Origin of the sequence: Rhodoplanes elegans, assembly GCF_016653355.1 — a bacterium.
Taxonomy (GTDB): Bacteria; Pseudomonadota; Alphaproteobacteria; order Rhizobiales; family Xanthobacteraceae; genus Rhodoplanes; species Rhodoplanes elegans.
On record NZ_NHSK01000201.1, the window covers coordinates 1 to 15,263 of the forward strand.

The 15,263-nt window shown below is 70.9% G+C and carries 17 protein-coding genes and 1 pseudogene; 4 read left to right on the forward strand and 14 right to left on the reverse strand.

Annotated features, from left to right (window positions below; genetic code table 11):
- Nucleotides 1-573 (forward strand): annotated as a pseudogene (locus tag CCR97_RS23805) (hypothetical protein); the annotation flags it as partial.
- A gap of 10 nt (nucleotides 574-583) precedes the next feature.
- Nucleotides 584-2,032 carry a hypothetical protein gene (locus CCR97_RS23810; RefSeq protein WP_111357093.1) on the forward strand — a complete coding sequence of 483 codons (1,449 nt, stop codon included), beginning with the start codon at nucleotides 584-586 and terminating at the stop codon, nucleotides 2,030-2,032.
- On the opposite strand, the gene CCR97_RS23815 is transcribed toward CCR97_RS23810, so the two are convergent.
- The 14 genes from CCR97_RS23815 to CCR97_RS23880 form a co-directional block, all read right to left on the reverse strand.
- Complete coding sequence (locus CCR97_RS23815) at nucleotides 1,932-2,330, reverse strand: DUF2304 domain-containing protein (protein ID WP_111357091.1); 399 nt, start codon at nucleotides 2,328-2,330, stop codon at nucleotides 1,932-1,934. The genes CCR97_RS23810 and CCR97_RS23815 overlap by 101 nt on opposite strands.
- Nucleotides 2,327-3,013, reverse strand: a complete 687-nt coding sequence (locus CCR97_RS23820; protein ID WP_111357097.1) for a glycosyltransferase family 2 protein — start codon at nucleotides 3,011-3,013, stop codon at nucleotides 2,327-2,329. Before CCR97_RS23820 ends, CCR97_RS23815 begins: the two co-directional genes overlap by 4 nt.
- A gap of 5 nt (nucleotides 3,014-3,018) precedes the next feature.
- Complete coding sequence (locus CCR97_RS23825) at nucleotides 3,019-3,387, reverse strand: DMT family transporter (RefSeq protein WP_111357089.1); 369 nt, start codon at nucleotides 3,385-3,387, stop codon at nucleotides 3,019-3,021.
- The gene (locus tag CCR97_RS23830) at nucleotides 3,384-4,295 is read right to left on the reverse strand and encodes a class I SAM-dependent methyltransferase (RefSeq protein WP_170145808.1); all 912 of its coding nucleotides are present in this window, start codon (nucleotides 4,293-4,295) and stop codon (nucleotides 3,384-3,386) included. Before CCR97_RS23830 ends, CCR97_RS23825 begins: the two co-directional genes overlap by 4 nt.
- Before the next feature lie 238 nt (nucleotides 4,296-4,533).
- Nucleotides 4,534-5,088, reverse strand: coding sequence for a Uma2 family endonuclease (locus CCR97_RS23835; protein WP_244670638.1), 555 nt, complete (start codon nucleotides 5,086-5,088; stop codon nucleotides 4,534-4,536).
- Between the two features lie 97 nt (nucleotides 5,089-5,185).
- The gene (locus CCR97_RS23840; RefSeq protein WP_170145807.1) at nucleotides 5,186-5,770 is read right to left on the reverse strand and encodes a Uma2 family endonuclease; all 585 of its coding nucleotides are present in this window, start codon (nucleotides 5,768-5,770) and stop codon (nucleotides 5,186-5,188) included.
- Between the two features lie 168 nt (nucleotides 5,771-5,938).
- The gene (typA, locus tag CCR97_RS23845; RefSeq protein WP_111357085.1) at nucleotides 5,939-7,765 is read right to left on the reverse strand and encodes a translational GTPase TypA; all 1,827 of its coding nucleotides are present in this window, start codon (nucleotides 7,763-7,765) and stop codon (nucleotides 5,939-5,941) included.
- A gap of 132 nt (nucleotides 7,766-7,897) precedes the next feature.
- The gene (locus CCR97_RS23850; protein WP_111357083.1) at nucleotides 7,898-8,164 is read right to left on the reverse strand and encodes a hypothetical protein; all 267 of its coding nucleotides are present in this window, start codon (nucleotides 8,162-8,164) and stop codon (nucleotides 7,898-7,900) included.
- A 10-nt stretch (nucleotides 8,165-8,174) separates the two neighbouring features.
- Nucleotides 8,175-8,456, reverse strand: a complete 282-nt coding sequence (locus tag CCR97_RS23855; RefSeq protein WP_111357081.1) for a hypothetical protein — start codon at nucleotides 8,454-8,456, stop codon at nucleotides 8,175-8,177.
- Nucleotides 8,453-8,674, reverse strand: a complete 222-nt coding sequence (locus CCR97_RS23860) for a hypothetical protein (RefSeq protein ID WP_111357079.1) — start codon at nucleotides 8,672-8,674, stop codon at nucleotides 8,453-8,455. The genes CCR97_RS23855 and CCR97_RS23860 overlap by 4 nt, the downstream gene beginning before the upstream one ends.
- Entirely contained in the window at nucleotides 8,659-10,095 is a 1,437-nt protein-coding gene (locus CCR97_RS23865; protein WP_111357077.1) for a radical SAM protein, read from the reverse strand. Before CCR97_RS23865 ends, CCR97_RS23860 begins: the two co-directional genes overlap by 16 nt.
- Nucleotides 10,092-10,811 carry a prolipoprotein diacylglyceryl transferase family protein gene (locus CCR97_RS23870; protein ID WP_111357075.1) on the reverse strand — a complete coding sequence of 240 codons (720 nt, stop codon included), beginning with the start codon at nucleotides 10,809-10,811 and terminating at the stop codon, nucleotides 10,092-10,094. The genes CCR97_RS23865 and CCR97_RS23870 overlap by 4 nt, the downstream gene beginning before the upstream one ends.
- A 212-nt stretch (nucleotides 10,812-11,023) precedes the next feature.
- Complete coding sequence (locus CCR97_RS23875; protein ID WP_111357074.1) at nucleotides 11,024-12,655, reverse strand: TAXI family TRAP transporter solute-binding subunit; 1,632 nt, start codon at nucleotides 12,653-12,655, stop codon at nucleotides 11,024-11,026.
- A 298-nt stretch (nucleotides 12,656-12,953) separates the two neighbouring features.
- Nucleotides 12,954-14,072, reverse strand: coding sequence for a site-2 protease family protein (locus CCR97_RS23880; protein ID WP_111357073.1), 1,119 nt, complete (start codon nucleotides 14,070-14,072; stop codon nucleotides 12,954-12,956).
- Nucleotides 14,073-14,186: 114 nt separating this feature from the next.
- Here CCR97_RS23880 and CCR97_RS23885 point away from each other — a divergent pair, with 114 nt between their 5' ends.
- Nucleotides 14,187-14,495 carry a 4a-hydroxytetrahydrobiopterin dehydratase gene (locus CCR97_RS23885; protein WP_111357072.1) on the forward strand — a complete coding sequence of 103 codons (309 nt, stop codon included), beginning with the start codon at nucleotides 14,187-14,189 and terminating at the stop codon, nucleotides 14,493-14,495.
- Nucleotides 14,496-14,580: 85 nt separating this feature from the next.
- On the forward strand, nucleotides 14,581-14,988 hold the full coding sequence (locus CCR97_RS23890; protein WP_111357071.1) for a YkvA family protein: 408 nt from the start codon (nucleotides 14,581-14,583) through the stop codon (nucleotides 14,986-14,988).
- Nucleotides 14,989-15,263: the final 275 nt, after the last annotated feature.

Consider the following 15,263-nt stretch of genomic DNA (forward strand, 5'->3'; position numbering starts at 1 on the left):
CCGGCCGAGCCCGCCCCGGTCACGCCGGCCGATCGCGCCGCGGCGGCCAAGCCGGTCTCCGAGGTGCCGCCCAAGAAGACCGAGGAGAAGCCGATCCCGCTGCCGGCGCCCGACCTCGGCAAGCCCGCGACCGCAAAGGCCGACATTGCCAAAGGCGATGTCTCCAAGAGCGACGGCCCGGTGATCGACAACGTGCCGCCCGTGGTGGAGACGCCGGTGGCGCGCGCGGCCCGCGAGGCACGGCGTCCGCCGCCGGCTACCACGCGGGTGCCGGAGCCCAAGACCGACACCAAGGGCGACGCGAAAGCCGATGCCAAGTCGGATTCCAACCCGGAGTCCAAGCCGGCCGAGAACGTGATCGTGCTGCCGCAGGCGCCCGACATCCCGCCGCCCGACTACAAGACCGCGGCGGCCGATCGCCCGGCCGCCGGCGCGGCCGCCAAGGAGGCTCCGGCCAAGGCCGCCGCCGCGAAGGATGCGACCGCAAAGGATTCGGCGCCGAAGGATGCGACCGGCAAGGACGACAAGCCGCCCGAGCCGGCCAAGCCGGAGAAGAAGCTGTTCTTCCGCTGATCCGCCCCGGATGCCGGGACGCTCCGCGGCCTTGCGGATCGGCTTCGCCGTGCTGGTCCTCGCCGCCCTCGCGGCGGCGATCACCAGCCGGCCGGCCAAGCGGCTGGTCGACTTCGATCAGATCTTCTACGTCACCATGGCGCACGACCTCGTCCATCACGGGGTCTTCGCCAACGGCATCTTCGACCAGGTCGCCGGCAGCCGCGCGCCGCCGCCGCCCGGCATGTTCTTCGCGCCGCTCTATCCGCTCGTCATCGCCGGCGTGATGCGGCTCGACCCCGGCCTCGCCCGGTCGATCGACTGTGCGGTCGCGGCCGACGAGCGCCGGCAGGACCTCGGCGGCTGCCCGATCGACACGACCTCGATGCTGCTCCTGCACGCGCTGCTGCTCGCAGGGGCCGCTCTGGCGATCGGCCGCACCGGCGAGATCGCCACCGGCGACGCGCGCGTGTTCTACGGCGCCGCCGCGCTCGCGACTGTCGGCTTCGCCGCCGAGGCCGATCTGCTCTCCTTCCTGATGACCGAGAGCCTGAGCATCGCGACCTTCAGCCTGTACGGGCTCGCCTTGGTCGCGGCGCTGGCGCGCTGGCGGCTCGCCGACTTCGTCGCGCTCGGCCTCGCGCTCGGCCTCGCCTGCCTGACGCGGCCGACCTTCCTGATCCTGGCGCCCGTGACGCTGGTGATGATCGCGGTCGTCGGGCGCTGGTTCGCCGGCCCGGAGCGCCGGGCGCTGCTGCGGCCGGCGTTCGCCGTCGCGGCGGCGCTGGCCGTGATGCTCGCGCCCTGGCTCGTCCGCAACGCCGTCTCGGTCGGCAAGCTCGGCTTCACCGAGGAGTACGGCAGCGTCGCCCTGATCGAGCGCTTCGCCTTCAACACGATGACGCCGCGCGAGTATTTCTGGGCGTTTCCGGCCTGCGTGCCGGACGTCGGGCCGCCGCTCGTCGCCGCGCTGGCGGGGCCGGACGCGACAGCACGCTTCCAGTGGGATGCGCCGGGGAGCTTCTTCGAGACCGGGCGTGCCCGGCGCAACGCCTTGATCGCCGAGCACGGCCGGCTCGATCCGGTGATCGGTGCGATCACGCGCGACGCGATGGCGGACGGCGGCTGGTGGCGTCATCTCGCCGTGTCGGTGCCGCTCGCCTGGTGCGGGCTGTGGGTCGCCGGCCTGTTCGCGCTGGTCGTGCTGCCGCTCGCCGCGATCGGGCTCGTGCGGGCGGCGCGGCGCGGCCGGCCGCTGGTGATCGCGTATGCGGTGCCGGCGCTGCTGCTGGTCGGCGTGCACGGCGTGCTCGCCAATCACTATCCGCGCTACAATCTCGGGCTGATCGGTCCGATGTCCGTGGCGGCGGCGTGGCTGGTCAGCGATGCGCTGGCGCGGCGTCGGGCAGCGCCGGCGCGTCCGCCACGACCTCGCGGGTCGGCCCCTCCGGGACCGTCCCGTCCCGGATCGCCTCGGTGATCGCGATGGCGCGCGCCAGCCGGGTGATCTCGTCCATCTGGGCGCGCAGCTTGAGATGCAGGTTGAGCAGCATCAGCAAGCTGATCACGACCCAGGTGTAGACGACGAGATCGCTACCGCGGCCGAGCCCGGCGGCGTGGGCCAGCCACGTCGCGTGGTGCGGCATCCAGATCAGATAGAGGCCGGCCGAGGCCGCCGCCATGGCGAGGAAGCCGACCACCGGCGCCTTGCGATGGGCGCTCCAGGCATAGATCAGCACCGCGCCGAGCAGCAGCGAGAGAAAGACCTGCGCGATCATCGATGCATCCGGCGGGCGAACAGATCGACCAGGATGAACACGGCGTCGCTCATCCGCTGGCCCTTGGCGAGCGAGTAGGCGCTGTACTCGATCGTCACCGGCACCTCGACCCAGGGCAGGCCGCTCAGCGCGATCTGGTGCAGGATCTCGGAGGCGTGCGCCATCCGGTTCTGGCGCAGCCGCAGCCGCGCGAGGCCGCGCCGCGTCACGGCGCGCAGGCCGTTGTGCGTGTCGGTGACGGCGAGGCCGGTGGTGATCCGGGTGAACGCCGTGGCGGCGCCGAGCAGCAGCCGGCGCGACGCCGGCAGGTCGACGGTGCCGCCGCGGAAGCGGCTGCCGAGTGCGTAGTCGGCGCCGTGGCGATCGAGCGCCTCGACCAGCCGGGCGATGTCGGCGGTGCGATGCTGGCCGTCGGCGTCGAAGGTGACGACCACGTCGGCGCCCTGCGCCAGCGCGAAGTCGAAGCCGGTCTGCAGCGCCGCGCCCTGGCCGAGATTGATCGGATGAGTGACGACCACGGCGCCGGCCGCGCGGGCGCGGGCGCCGGTGTCGTCGGGCGAGCCGTCGTCCACCACGACGGCCCGGTATCCCGCATTGACCACCCCGGCGACGACGCGGCCGATCACGGCCGCCTCGTTGTAGGCGGCGATCACGACGACGATCCGAGAGGCGCATGTCGGCATGGCGTTCACCCCGCGACCAGCACGAGCCCGCCGGCGATCACCAGGATGCCGAGGACGAGCCGCAGCGACAGTGGCTCCGAGAAGGCGAGCGCGGCGACGAGGGGTGTCACCGCGAACGCCAGGGCGACGAACGGATAGGCGCGGCTGAGCGGCGTGAAGGTGAGAACCCACACCCAGAACACCGACAGCACGCCGTAGAGCAGCACGGCGGCGACGAACCAGCCGTTCTGCACGAGGCTGGCGAGCCGCGTCGCGACGCCCGCCTCGGCGGGAAGCCGCAGCGCGGCCAGCTTGAACAGCATCTGCCCGCCGACCATGCCGAGGGCGTAGCCGGCGAGCAGCAGAATCTGAAACGCGCTCAGCCCGTCCTTCATGGCGGCGCCGACCCGCGGGCCGTGTCGGGCTTGCGCAAGACAACGCGCATCGCGTCGAAAAGGTTGACGGGGAGGCCGAGCCTGCTCGCCACCGGTACGGTGCCCGACATGGTGCGCGGACCGAGGCCGGTCAGTCGGCCGAGCTGATACAGCACGAGCGACGCCGGGACCGTCTTCCACGGGTGGTCGACGGACTCGACCACGAGCCCGTGCGCGGCGGCGAGCCGGCGCAGGCTCTCCACGGTGAAGAACCACAGATGCTGCGGCGGCGTCATCAACCGCCAGCGGCGGCCCGTGAGACGCGCCACCGCCGAGCCGAAGTCGCCGGTCGTGATCACGACGATACCGCCCGGGGCGAGCCGCGCGGCGACGAGGCCGAGCGTCTCCTCCGGGGCGGGGAGATGCTCGATCACATCGAGCATCACGACGACGTCCGGCGTGCCGAGACGGTCGAGCGTGTCGGGTGCGATCACGCCCGTGATCACGTCGAGGCCGCGGTCGCGGCAGAATTCCGCGGCGTCGGCGGCGATCTCGACGCCGGCGACGTCGAAGTGTCGGGCCGCCTCGGCCAGGAAGAAGCCGTAGGCGCAGCCGGCCTCGATCAGCCGGCCGCCGTCGCGGAAACGGCGGACGAAGTCGACCGTGCGGGCGAACTCGCGGCGCAGCACCGGCTCGGCGCCGCGATAGTCGGCATAGCCGTCCTCGTGCGCACCGGAGAAATAGCCGTCCGTATAGTAGGCTTCCGGGTCGAAGCCGGCCGTCTCGGTGCGACCGAGGCCGCACCTCTCGCAACGCAGGATGGCGCAGCCGTGCTTGTGCCAGAGCAGGCGCTGCGGCGTCGGCCCGCCGCAGGCCGGGCACGGCAGAGGCAGCGGAACCGAGGGGCCGGGCACGGTCTTCTGCAGCACGCGGAACCCTCGCGGAGCGCCCCGGCGACGCCGGACGACGGCGGTCTCGGCGACGGCGGAAATACGACGGCGGAAACGGCGATGTGTCGAACGGCGCGCCGTGGGCGGGACGCGATCGTGGGCGAGCCTACGAACCGATCGCACTGCAGCACAATCACGCCCCCCGCGACAAACCGGCGCAGCCGGGCGATGCTACCGGACGAGGTCGTCGGGCCGACAGAGCGACGTGATCACGCCATCAGGCGAACAGCTCGGCGATCTCGATCACCAGGCCCGGCGGATCGAGCGTCAGCGGGCCGGCATCGAGTATCCGCGCCACCACGCGGTCATCGGCTGTCCGGGCGTGATGGGTGACGGCGCGCGCATCGGGATCGATCACCAGATAATGGAGCACGCTCGGGAGCTTGAAGTAGCCGATCAGCTTGGCGCTGGTGTCGCTGTGCGCCGACGTCGGCGAGATCACCTCGACCACGATGACGGGGTCGGTAATGGTCATGCCGTTCCCGTCGAGCGGCGCGCCGAGCACGACAGTCGCATCCGGCTCGTAGGCCGTGAAGGCATCGATCAGGACGGTGAGTCCGTCGATGAATGCTTCGCCGGTGATGCCCGATCTGGCCAAAGCGTCGCGCAGAGCGATGAAGGCCGATGCTTTCAGGCGATTGTGCACCACCCGCTCGGACGCCATCATGACGACCTGCCCGTTGATCAGCTCGGCACGCGGGGCCTCCGGTTGGGTCGAAGCCCAACCGAGGAACTCGTCCACCGTCATGGCGTGGCGGAGCGCGATGGTCATGATGGACACGATAGCATCCGCAACCGGCGGGCGGTAGAGCGCCCGTTTCTGCGGGCCCAGACGCTTGCGCGGTGGTGACCGCGCCGGCCCGGAATGATCACGCGAACAGGTCGGCGACCTCGATCACGAGGCCGGGCGGATCGAGCGTCAGCGGGCCGGCATCGAGCGTCCGCACGACGAGGCGGCCGTGGTCGGCGCCGTCACTATCGTCGGAGGCGGCGCGGGCGTGGTGCGTGACCTTGCGGCCGACCGGATCGAGCAGCAGGCAATGCGCGACGCTCGCCACCGCGAACCAGCCGGCGAGGCGGGCCGCACGGGCATCCGCCGCGCCGCCATTGGCGCCCGGCATCGGGGCCGCCACGTCGACGACGATCACCGGATCGGTGACGATCAGGCCGCCGCCGATGAGCGGCGCGCCGAGGCGCAGCACCACGTCGGGCTCGTAGACCGTGTCGGCCGCGATCGGCACCAGCATGCCGCCCGTGAAGGTCTCGCCGGCGAGGCCGGCGGCGGCCAGTGCATGTTGGAGCACGCGCGCCGTCTTGAAGCGGGTGCGGGCGTGCTCGGGCGGCTGCGGCGTCACCGGCACCACCCGCCCGGCGATCAGCTCGGCGCGCGGCGGCTCGAGCCGGGTCTCGGCCCAGGACAGGAATTCCGAGACCGTGAAGGGAGCGGTGCTCACCGGGCGCTCACACCGGATTCGATCGATTGATTTGAAAGTCGTTCCGGGGCGCAGCGAAGCTGCGAACCCGGAATCCAGCGGAAAACTCCGTGTGCTCGGCTGGATTCCGGGTTCGGCGCTGCGCGCCGCCCCGGAATGACCAACCGAACTGATTACCCCGACGCGGGATCACACGCCCTCGCTGACCTTGCGGCGCTCTTCCTTCTTGCGCTCGTTCGGATCGAGCAGCTTCTTACGCAGCCGGATCGACTTCGGCGTCACCTCGACCAGCTCGTCGTCCTGGATGTAGGCGAGCGCCTTTTCCAGCGTCATGCGGATCGGCGGGGTGAGGCGCACCGCCTCGTCCTTCGAGGTGGTGCGGATGTTGGTGAGCTTCTTGCCCTTGAGCACGTTCACCTCGAGGTCGTTCTCGCGGGTATGCTCGCCGACGATCATGCCCATGTAGACCTTCCAGCCGGGCTCGATCATCATCGGGCCGCGATCCTCCAGGTTCCACAGCGCGTAGGCGACCGCCTCGCCGGCGTCGGTGGAGATCAGCACGCCGGTGCGCCGCCCCTGCACCTCGCCCTTGTAGGGGGCGTACTCGTGGAACAGGCGGTTCATGATCGCGGTGCCACGGGTGTCGGTCAGAAGCTCGCCCTGGTAGCCGATCAGGCCGCGGGTCGGGGCGTAGAAGACGAGCCTCGTGCGGCCGCCGCCGGACGGGCGCATCTCGATCAGCTCGGACTTGCGCTCCGACATCTTCTGCACGACGACGCCGGAGAACTGCTCGTCGACGTCGATGACCACCTCCTCGATCGGCTCGCGGATCTCGCCGGTCGCCTCGTCGCGCTGGAACAGCACCTTCGGCCGCGACACCGAGAGCTCGTAGCCCTCGCGCCGCATCGTCTCGATCAGGATGCCGAGCTGCAGCTCGCCGCGACCGGCGACCTCCATCGAGTCCTTCTCGGTCGACTCGGTGACCTTGAGGGCGACGTTGCCTTCCGCCTCGCGGAGAAGGCGGTCGCGGATCATGCGGCTCGTCACCTTGTCGCCCTCGGTGCCGGCGAGCGGCGAGTCGTTCACCCGGAACGTCATCGAGAGGGTCGGCGGGTCGATCGGCTGAGCCGGCAGCGGCTCGCTCACCTCGGGGGCGCAGATGGTGTGCGCGACCGTCGCCTCCGGCAGGCCGGCGACCGACACGATGTCGCCCGCCACCGCCTCGTCGATCGGCTGGCGCTCCAGGCCGCGGAAGGCGAGCACCTTGGAGATGCGGCCGGTCTCGACGATCTTGCCGTTGCGGTCGAGCACCTTGGCAGGCTGGTTCGGCGCGAGGCTGCCGGAGGTGATGCGCCCGGTGACGATGCGGCCGAGATAGGGATTGGACTCCAGGATGGTGCCGAGCATGCGGAAGGGCCCGTGCTCGATCTTGGGTTCCGGCACGTGCTTCAGGACGAGGTCGAGGAGCGGCGCCATCGACTCCTTCGGGCCTTCCAGGGCGGGCGCCATCCAGCCCTCCTTGGCGGAGCCGTAGAGGACCGGGAAGTCGAGCTGCTCCTCCGTCGCGTCGAGCGCGGCGAACAGGTCGAACACCTCGCTCGCCACCACGTCGGGGCGGCCATCGGGACGGTCGACCTTGTTGATGGCGACGATCGGCTTGAGGCCGATCTTGAGCGCCTTGGAGACCACGAACTTGGTCTGCGGCAGCGGTCCCTCGGCGGCGTCGACCAGCACGATGGCGCCGTCCACCATGTTGAGGATGCGCTCCACCTCGCCGCCGAAGTCGGCGTGGCCGGGCGTGTCGACGATGTTGATGCGGGTGTCCTTCCAGACGATCGAGGTCGCCTTGGCCAGGATCGTGATGCCGCGCTCGCGCTCCAAGTCGTTGGAATCCATGGCGCGTTCGGCGACCCGCTGGTTCTCGCGGAACGTGCCGGACTGCTGCAGCAGCCGGTCGACCAGGGTGGTCTTCCCGTGGTCGACGTGGGCGATGATGGCGACGTTGCGGAGCTTCATAGGGGTCCCTTGAAAAACGGAACGCGGGCCGCCGGGGCCCGCGAGATTTGCGGCGGACTATAGACAAGGTCCCGCCGGAGGCAAGGAGCTCGCACGAAACGTGAACGGACGGCGCCCGTCCGGCGCCGCGTATCAGGGCGGCGTATCGCCCGGATGACGGTCGGCCCCGCGATCCGGCGCCGCGTCCCGGGCGCCGGCCCGGTCCCGCATGCGCCGTCGGCCGCCGCGGATCAAGAAAATACCGCCGGCCGCGATGGCGATGCTGACCGCCCACAGGAGCACCAGCTCCGGATCGACCAGCGATTTCGGCTCGGTGAGGCCGAACGCCACCACGAAGGCGCCGGCGCACAGGCCGGGCAGCAGCAGCACGAGGCCGAGCAGGATCATCAGGATCGCCACGGCGGTCTCCTCACGGCGGCGCGGAACCGGATGGCGGGCCGGCGGGATCGCCGGCCGCCGGCGTCACGGGGCGACCGCGGACCCGCCGCGCCCCGATCAGCACCAGGGCGCAGAAGATCCAGCCGATCGCCGAGCCGACCAGCATGATACCGGACGCCACCTGGGCGACGGGATCGCGGTCGAACAGCATGCCGAGACCGCTCACCGTGAACAGCGCCGAGCACAGCCCTGAGGGCAGGGCCAGGAGGCCGATCAGGACGAACAACAGGAACTTCTGGCCGGTTTCGGTCATTCGGCCGTCGCGCTCCCTCGCATCCGCCAGCCGGCCCGGATCATCGCGGCCCCGAACGTCGCCACGGCCAGGCATCCCAGCCAGAGCATGGCGAAGCCGAGGTCCGGACCGCCCTTCGATGTCTTCAGGCCGTAATCGACCAGGAGCGCCACGGCGCTCACGAGCGGCAGCGGCAGGACGAGCACGATCCCCACCAGGATCATCAGGACGGCGGCCATCCGGAGCCCCTTTCGGTGGCGCTGCGGCGCGCCCGGATCGCGTCGACGAGCCCGTTCCGGTAGAACAGGTTGTAGGTGTCGAACGGAATGATCTGTCCCTCCGGCGTGACGAAGTGGATGCAGGAGCGTTTCACGCCGCCGAGGCAGAAGTTGAAGCGGTCCATGAACGACACGATCGCCACCCGGAACACGTTCTCGTAGGACAGCCCCTCCGGCACGGTGGCGCGCGGCAGGCAGCACAGGAACTCGGCCAACCGCTCCGGCGTGTTCATGGCGCCCGAGGAGAGCGAGAACAGCTCGACGAATTTCCGCTGCAGCGCCGGCTGCTTCTCGAAGTTGATGGTGTTGGGGACGACGGCGACCAGATCCTCGCGCGACAGCATCGATGTGACGGGCAGCACGCGGGTGCCGTTGCGCAGGCCATAGGCGATCGAGATCGTCTCCGGATTGCACGGCAACGGGATCATGTCGTCCTCGCCGAACACGCCGGACTCTTCGATCACGCGCAGCCTGATCTCTGATAGCACGATGCGGTTCTGCTTGGCGTCGAAGTTCTCGTTGCGGCCGGCGTCCTGCACGGGCTGGAACGTCACGCCACGCACGCAGCTCCAGGTCAGCGCGTGCTGCATGAGCGCGCCGATCTCGTGATCGTTGACGCCGCGCTTCACCGTCACGACCAGCGTCGTCGAGATGCCGTACCGCTCGAGATTTTCCAACGCCTGCTGGCGGATGCGGCGGAGGTCGGCGCCGCGCAGGTTCATCAGGGCATCGCGCTCGAGCGAGTCGAACTGCAGATAGACCTCGAGCCCGCGTTTGCGCTCGGCCAGTCGGGCGCAGAAATCAGGATCCTGCGCCAGCACGAGCCCGTTGGTGTTGATCATCACGTGGCGGATCGGCCGCTCCCGTGCCGCATCGAGGATCGCGAAGAACTCGGGATGCAGGGTCGGCTCGCCGCCCGAGATCTGCAGCAGGTCCGGCTCGCCCTCGCTCGCGACCAGCGCATCGAGCATGCGCTCGACGGTGGCGAGCGGCAGATGCGTGGTGCGGGCCGGAGAGGATTCGGCGAAGCACACCGGGCAGGTGAGATTGCAGTGCTGGTTGATCTCGATCAGGGCCAGGCAGGAGTGCTGCTCGTGATCAGGACACAGGCCACAGTCGTAGGGACAGCCGTGCGCGGTGCGGCTCTGGAAGACGAGCGGCGTGTCGCCGGGCTTGATGTAGTCCTTGCAGCGCCGCCAATAGGCCGCGTCGGTGGAGATCAGGGTCGACTGGACGCCGTGGGTCTTGCAGCGCTTCTCGTACCAGACCTCGTTCTCGACGATCTGGATCTTGGCCGGCACCAGCTCCAGGCAGGTCTCGCACAGCGACGTGGTCTGGCCCCAGAAGACGTAGGGTCTCGATCTCCGCAGCGCTGCGGTCATTCGCCACTCCGGATCGCCTCGCCGTGATCGATCGGCGCGGTCGCCAGCATAAAGGTCGCCCAGATCACGAGTGCGGCCGACAGCAGATGGAACACCGTGAACGGGCCGAGAATCGTGCCATAGGGCTTGAGGAATTCCCAGACGAAACGCTGCAGCCCGTAGACCCCGACCGCCAGATAGAACCCTTGGTCGATCCATCGCGTGCCGCGGTTCATCACCTGAACGACGTAGACGACGGCGAAGCCGGCCATCGCGGCGCTCTCGTAGAGCTGCACCGGGTGGCGCGGGATGCCGTCGCCGAAGTCGTGCGCCCAGGGCAGTCCGGTCGGCGTGCCGTGGGTGAAGTCCTCGATCCCGGCGAGATGGCAGCCGATGCGGCCGACCGCGACGCCGACGGCGAGCGGCAGGGCGAAGCGGGCGCCGGTGCGGAGCGTGACGCCGGTCGCCTGCTTGTAGAGCTCGACGCCGAGGATCGCCCCGGCGATGCCGCCCTCGATCGAGCGGGCGACCGCCGGCACGCCGGAGACGATCATGTTCAGGGTGCCGAACAGCACCGCGCCGGTCCCGGCGCCGAGCACCAGGGCCGCGACATAGCCGAGCTCGGTGGTGACGGGCGGAAAGGTGATCTTCTCCACCCGGGTCAGCCACAGCGCGGCCATCCCCGCGGCCATCCAGGCGAAGACGTCGAACAGGGTGTGCAGGGCGAAGCCGGACATGGGCGATTGTCGTACCGGGCTGCGACCCGCCATGCCAGCTTACACTAAATCAGCGCCGTCATCCTGAGGTGCTCGCCGCAGGCGAGCCTCGAAGGATACGGCCGAGGCGTATCCTGCATCGCTGCCCCGGAAGCCGAAAGGTTCGGGCCGTCGCCCTTCGAGGGCCGCGCGTTCGCGCGGCCACCTCAGGGTGACGGATCACGTTGGCGAGCTCACGCTCCTTCAACCGGCTTCGTCATCCGAAGGATGGTGGCGCTTGGTGCGGGCTCCGGATCGGCGGACGGCGCCGACTCGGGCTCGGCAGTCACGTCGCCGATCGGCGTGCCGCCGGCGAGCTGGGCGCGTCGCGCTGCGATCGCGGTCCGGGCCTGGTCGAAGGCGAGCGTGTAGGCGGCGAGCGAGGCTTGGTCGAGCGAGCCGCGGTCGGGCCCCTGGCGGCCGCCCGGCAAGAGCACGCGGGCGAGGATCTCGTCGATCTCCCGGTCGAGCGCGGCGAGCGCCGCGAGGTCTTCGGCGGCGTGCGCCTGGCCGATCAGCCCGAGCAGGCGTTCGAGCAGCCGCTGCCGGCGCGAGCGCGTGTCGGCGCGCAGATGGCTCGCCAGCCAGGCCAGGCCGGAGCCGACGCCCGACAGCGCCATCGCGCCGATGTAGATGAAGTCGCTGTAGCGGTCGAAGAAGCTCTTCTGGTCGTCGTCGATATAGGCGGCGGCGCCGGGATGCGCCGGCACGGCGGCGTCGCGGTCGGTGTCGGGCTTCTCGATGCGGGCCGCCATCGGAAACTCCGACGACAGCGTCTGACGGGCCGTGAAGATCTGCCGGGTCAGGTCGGCGATGGTGTCCTCGGGCACGCTGCGGCGGGCGACGAGATAGTGCTTGAAGCCGAGGGTCTCGACCGCGTCGGCCGGCTGCGGGGTCTGGCCGCCGAACACCCCCGCCTTCAGCTCGGCCTCCTCGTAGACCGGCATGCGGGCGGCGATCACCTCGGAGGCGCCGATCTCCAGGAAGGTCGGACCGGTGCGGCCGTTGCTCGCCGCCGCGACCGCGCCGGCGACGTGCGGGCTCGCGACCGGGCCGAGTGCCAGGAGCGCGTCGACCGGATGGGCGCGCAGCGCGCCGGCGACGTCGCGGGCGTCGAGCGGCACCACCGTCACCTTGTCGAGCGGCACCTGGTACTGGCGCAGGATCGATTCCAGAATCTCGCGGTCGCCCATGCCGGGACCGACGAGGCCGATGCGACGGCCGGCCAGCGCCTCGATGCTGTCGATCTTCGCCGGTGCCGGTGCGGCCGGCTTCGCCGAGGCCTTGGCACGTCGGCGCGACGCGGTGCGGGCCGGCGCCTCCGGCTTCGGCCCGCCGACTGCGAGCGACCCCTCGGCCGGCACCATCAGCACCGCGACGTTGTCGTGCATCACGGCGACGGCCTGGGCGGCGGCCGGGAAGCCGACGTCGCGGCGGACCACGGCGAGGTCGACCTCGCGGTTCTGCAGGGCGCGGGCCGCGGCGCCCGGTCCCTCCTTGACGATCGGGGTCAGCCGCACCGTGGCGCTGCGGTCGCGGCCGAAGTGCTGGGCGATCGCCTGGACCAGCCGGGCGTCCTCGCTGCCGGGCGGGCCGACGGCGATGCGCAGCGTGGTCGGGCGGTCGTTGAAGTAGAACAGGCCGGCGACCACGCCGGTGACGACGAACAGCCCGGCGAGCAGCAGGAGCGGCGTCTGGCGCGACAGGATCTTCAGCCGCCGCAGCGTCCGCCGCGAGCGTGTCGTCCGGTCGCGGCCTGCTCCGCGGTCCTCCGGGCGGTCGCGGGCCGCCCCGAGCGCGACAGGGCGGTGGACGAGAAGCGGCATCCTCAGGGGTCTCCGGCGGGACGTCTGGCGGGCATGCCGCATGTGGGCACGGCCATGCGGCAGCGCAAAGGCACGAACCCGCGAGGGGAGCGGTTCCGTTCCGGACGGTAAAGAGGAGGTCTTCGGTATCGGGTCTCGTGCCCCGGACAAGGCGCGTCGGGCTGCAGGCCCGATGCGCCGCAGAGCACGACGGGCGCCACGACGGCGGTCCGTGATCACCGTGCCTGATCGCCCTGGGTCCCGGTTCGCGGCGCGTCGCGCCGCGCCCGGGACACGAGGCCTTCTACGCGGAAACTGGTCACGCCCCCGCGGCGCGCCCCCAGGGGCCGAGGCGGGTGTTCTTGGGCAGCGCCTCCCGCACCATCAGCATCTCGCCGACCGTCTCGGAGGTGACGAGGCCGATCAGCCGGCCCGCCGCGTCGACGATGCCGACGGCGGGCTTCTGCTTCTCCTGCAGGATGGCGAACGCCGCCTCCAGCCGGCCGCGGTGGCTCATCAGCGGGATGTCGGTCGTCATCACCTCGGCGACCGGCGCCTGCGGGCCGACGTCCTTCAGGGCCCGGATCATGTCGGCGCGGCTCAGCACGCCGACGAGGCGCCGCTCGCCGTCGACCACCGGGAACTCCTGCTGGCTGGTGCTCAGCAGCGTCTCGATCGCCGCCTCGATCGGCTCGTCGGGCGACAGGGTCGCGAAGCGGGTGATCATGGCGGCGGCGACCGGCACGTCGCGCGAAATCGCCCGGATGGCGACGAGCTGCGCCTCGGAGGCGGCGGCCAGATAGACGAAGATGGCGATGAAGATCAGCATCGGGTTCACGAACAGCCCGATGAAGCCGAACGCGAAGGCGGTCGCCTGGCCGATCCAGGCGGCGATCTCGGTCGCCCGCACATGGCCGAGCTTGACGGCGAGCAGCGCCCGCAGCACCCGGCCGCCATCCATCGGGAAGGCCGGGATCATGTTGAACAGCACGAGAAAGATGTTCACGGCCGCGAGCTTGTCGATCATCGACGCGGCGGTCGAGTCGACGGCGGCGAGGTTGCGGATCGACGGGTCGGCGCCGCCGAGCACGATCAGCAGGAAGGCGATGACCACGTTGACGGCCGGACCCGCGACCGCCACCAGGAACTCTTCGCCGGGCGCCTCGGGGATGCGCTCCAGCCGCGCCACGCCGCCGATCGGCAGCAGCGTCACGTCGGGCGTCGCCACTCCGAAGGCGCGGGCCGCGAAGATGTGGCCGAACTCGTGCGCCAGCACGCAGGCGAACAGCAGCAGCATGAAGACGAGGCCGGAGACCGCCGCATCGACGCCGCCCTGCGCCCAGCTCGCCCCGAAAATCCACACCAGGAACAAGACAAAGGTGACGTGGATGCGCACCGCGGTGCCGGCGATCGACCCGATGTTCACGGACCACGGCATCTGCGCCTCCGGTTCCTGTCGGCGAAGCCCGTCGCCAGTCGCCCCTTTCGGCAGATATGATCGCCGCGGTCCGCCCACCAGACGCGGGCCGCCCCTGCGACGAGGAGACCCCCGATGAGCGAGCGCCTGACCGCCGAGAGACGCCGCGCCGCGCTGGCCGCCCTGCCCGGCTGGCAGGACGCCGAGGACCGCGACGCCATCTCCAAGGTGTTCACCTTCGCCGACTTCAACGCCGCCTTCGGATTCATGTCCCGGGTCGCGCTGGTCGCCGAGAAGCACGATCACCATCCCGAATGGTTCAACGTCTACCGGACCGTCTCTGTGACGCTGTCGACCCACGACGCCGGCGGCGTCACCGAGCGCGACATCGCGCTCGCCACCGCCATGGAGGCGATCGCGGCCGCGACGGGGCTGAAGGCGTGACGATGCGCCGCCCGGCCCGCCCGGCGGGTTGAACCAACTCGCCGGACCCCCATGTTCTCGACGAGGCGGACACGAGGACGGGATCATGACGGCCACGCAGGCACGGTTCGGCACCGACGGCACGATCGACGACGGATCGGTCGACCCGGCGCAGGCGCGATCCGACCAGGCGGCGCGCGACGAGGAGACGGTGCGGCGCGGCTTCTGGCCGAAGCTGAAGCGCGTCCTCGCGCGGGTTCCGTTCGCCGAGGACCTGCTCGCCGCCTATTACTGCGCCTTCGACCGCGGCACGCCCCACCACGTCCGGGTCGCCCTCCTCGGCGCGCTCGCCTATTTCGTCATGCCGGCCGACATGCTGCCCGACCTCGTGCCGGCGCTCGGCTTCACCGACGACGCGGCCGTGCTGGCCGGCGTCCTCAAGCTGGTCGTCTCCCATCTCGGCCCGCAGCATCGCGACGCCGCCCGCCACGCCCTCGACGAAATGGCGCGCTAGAGAGCCGCGAATCGGGGCACAGTGGCGCGGGGGCGCCGGGGCGTTCTCGACAGTCCGGGTCCCGGACCGCGGCGCAGGGGCGCCTGCGGCCGCCCGGACGCGATTCGGGACTCTGACGGGTTTTTGAATGGGACACGACATCTGCACCGGGTCGTCCGCCGCGACGACCGCACGCCGCTTCGCGCAACCCCGCCGGGCGCCGCTGATCGCCGCCCTGCTCGCCGGCGCGGCCGGGCTCGTCCTCGCCGGACCGGCCGCCGCGCAGCTGCCGCCGC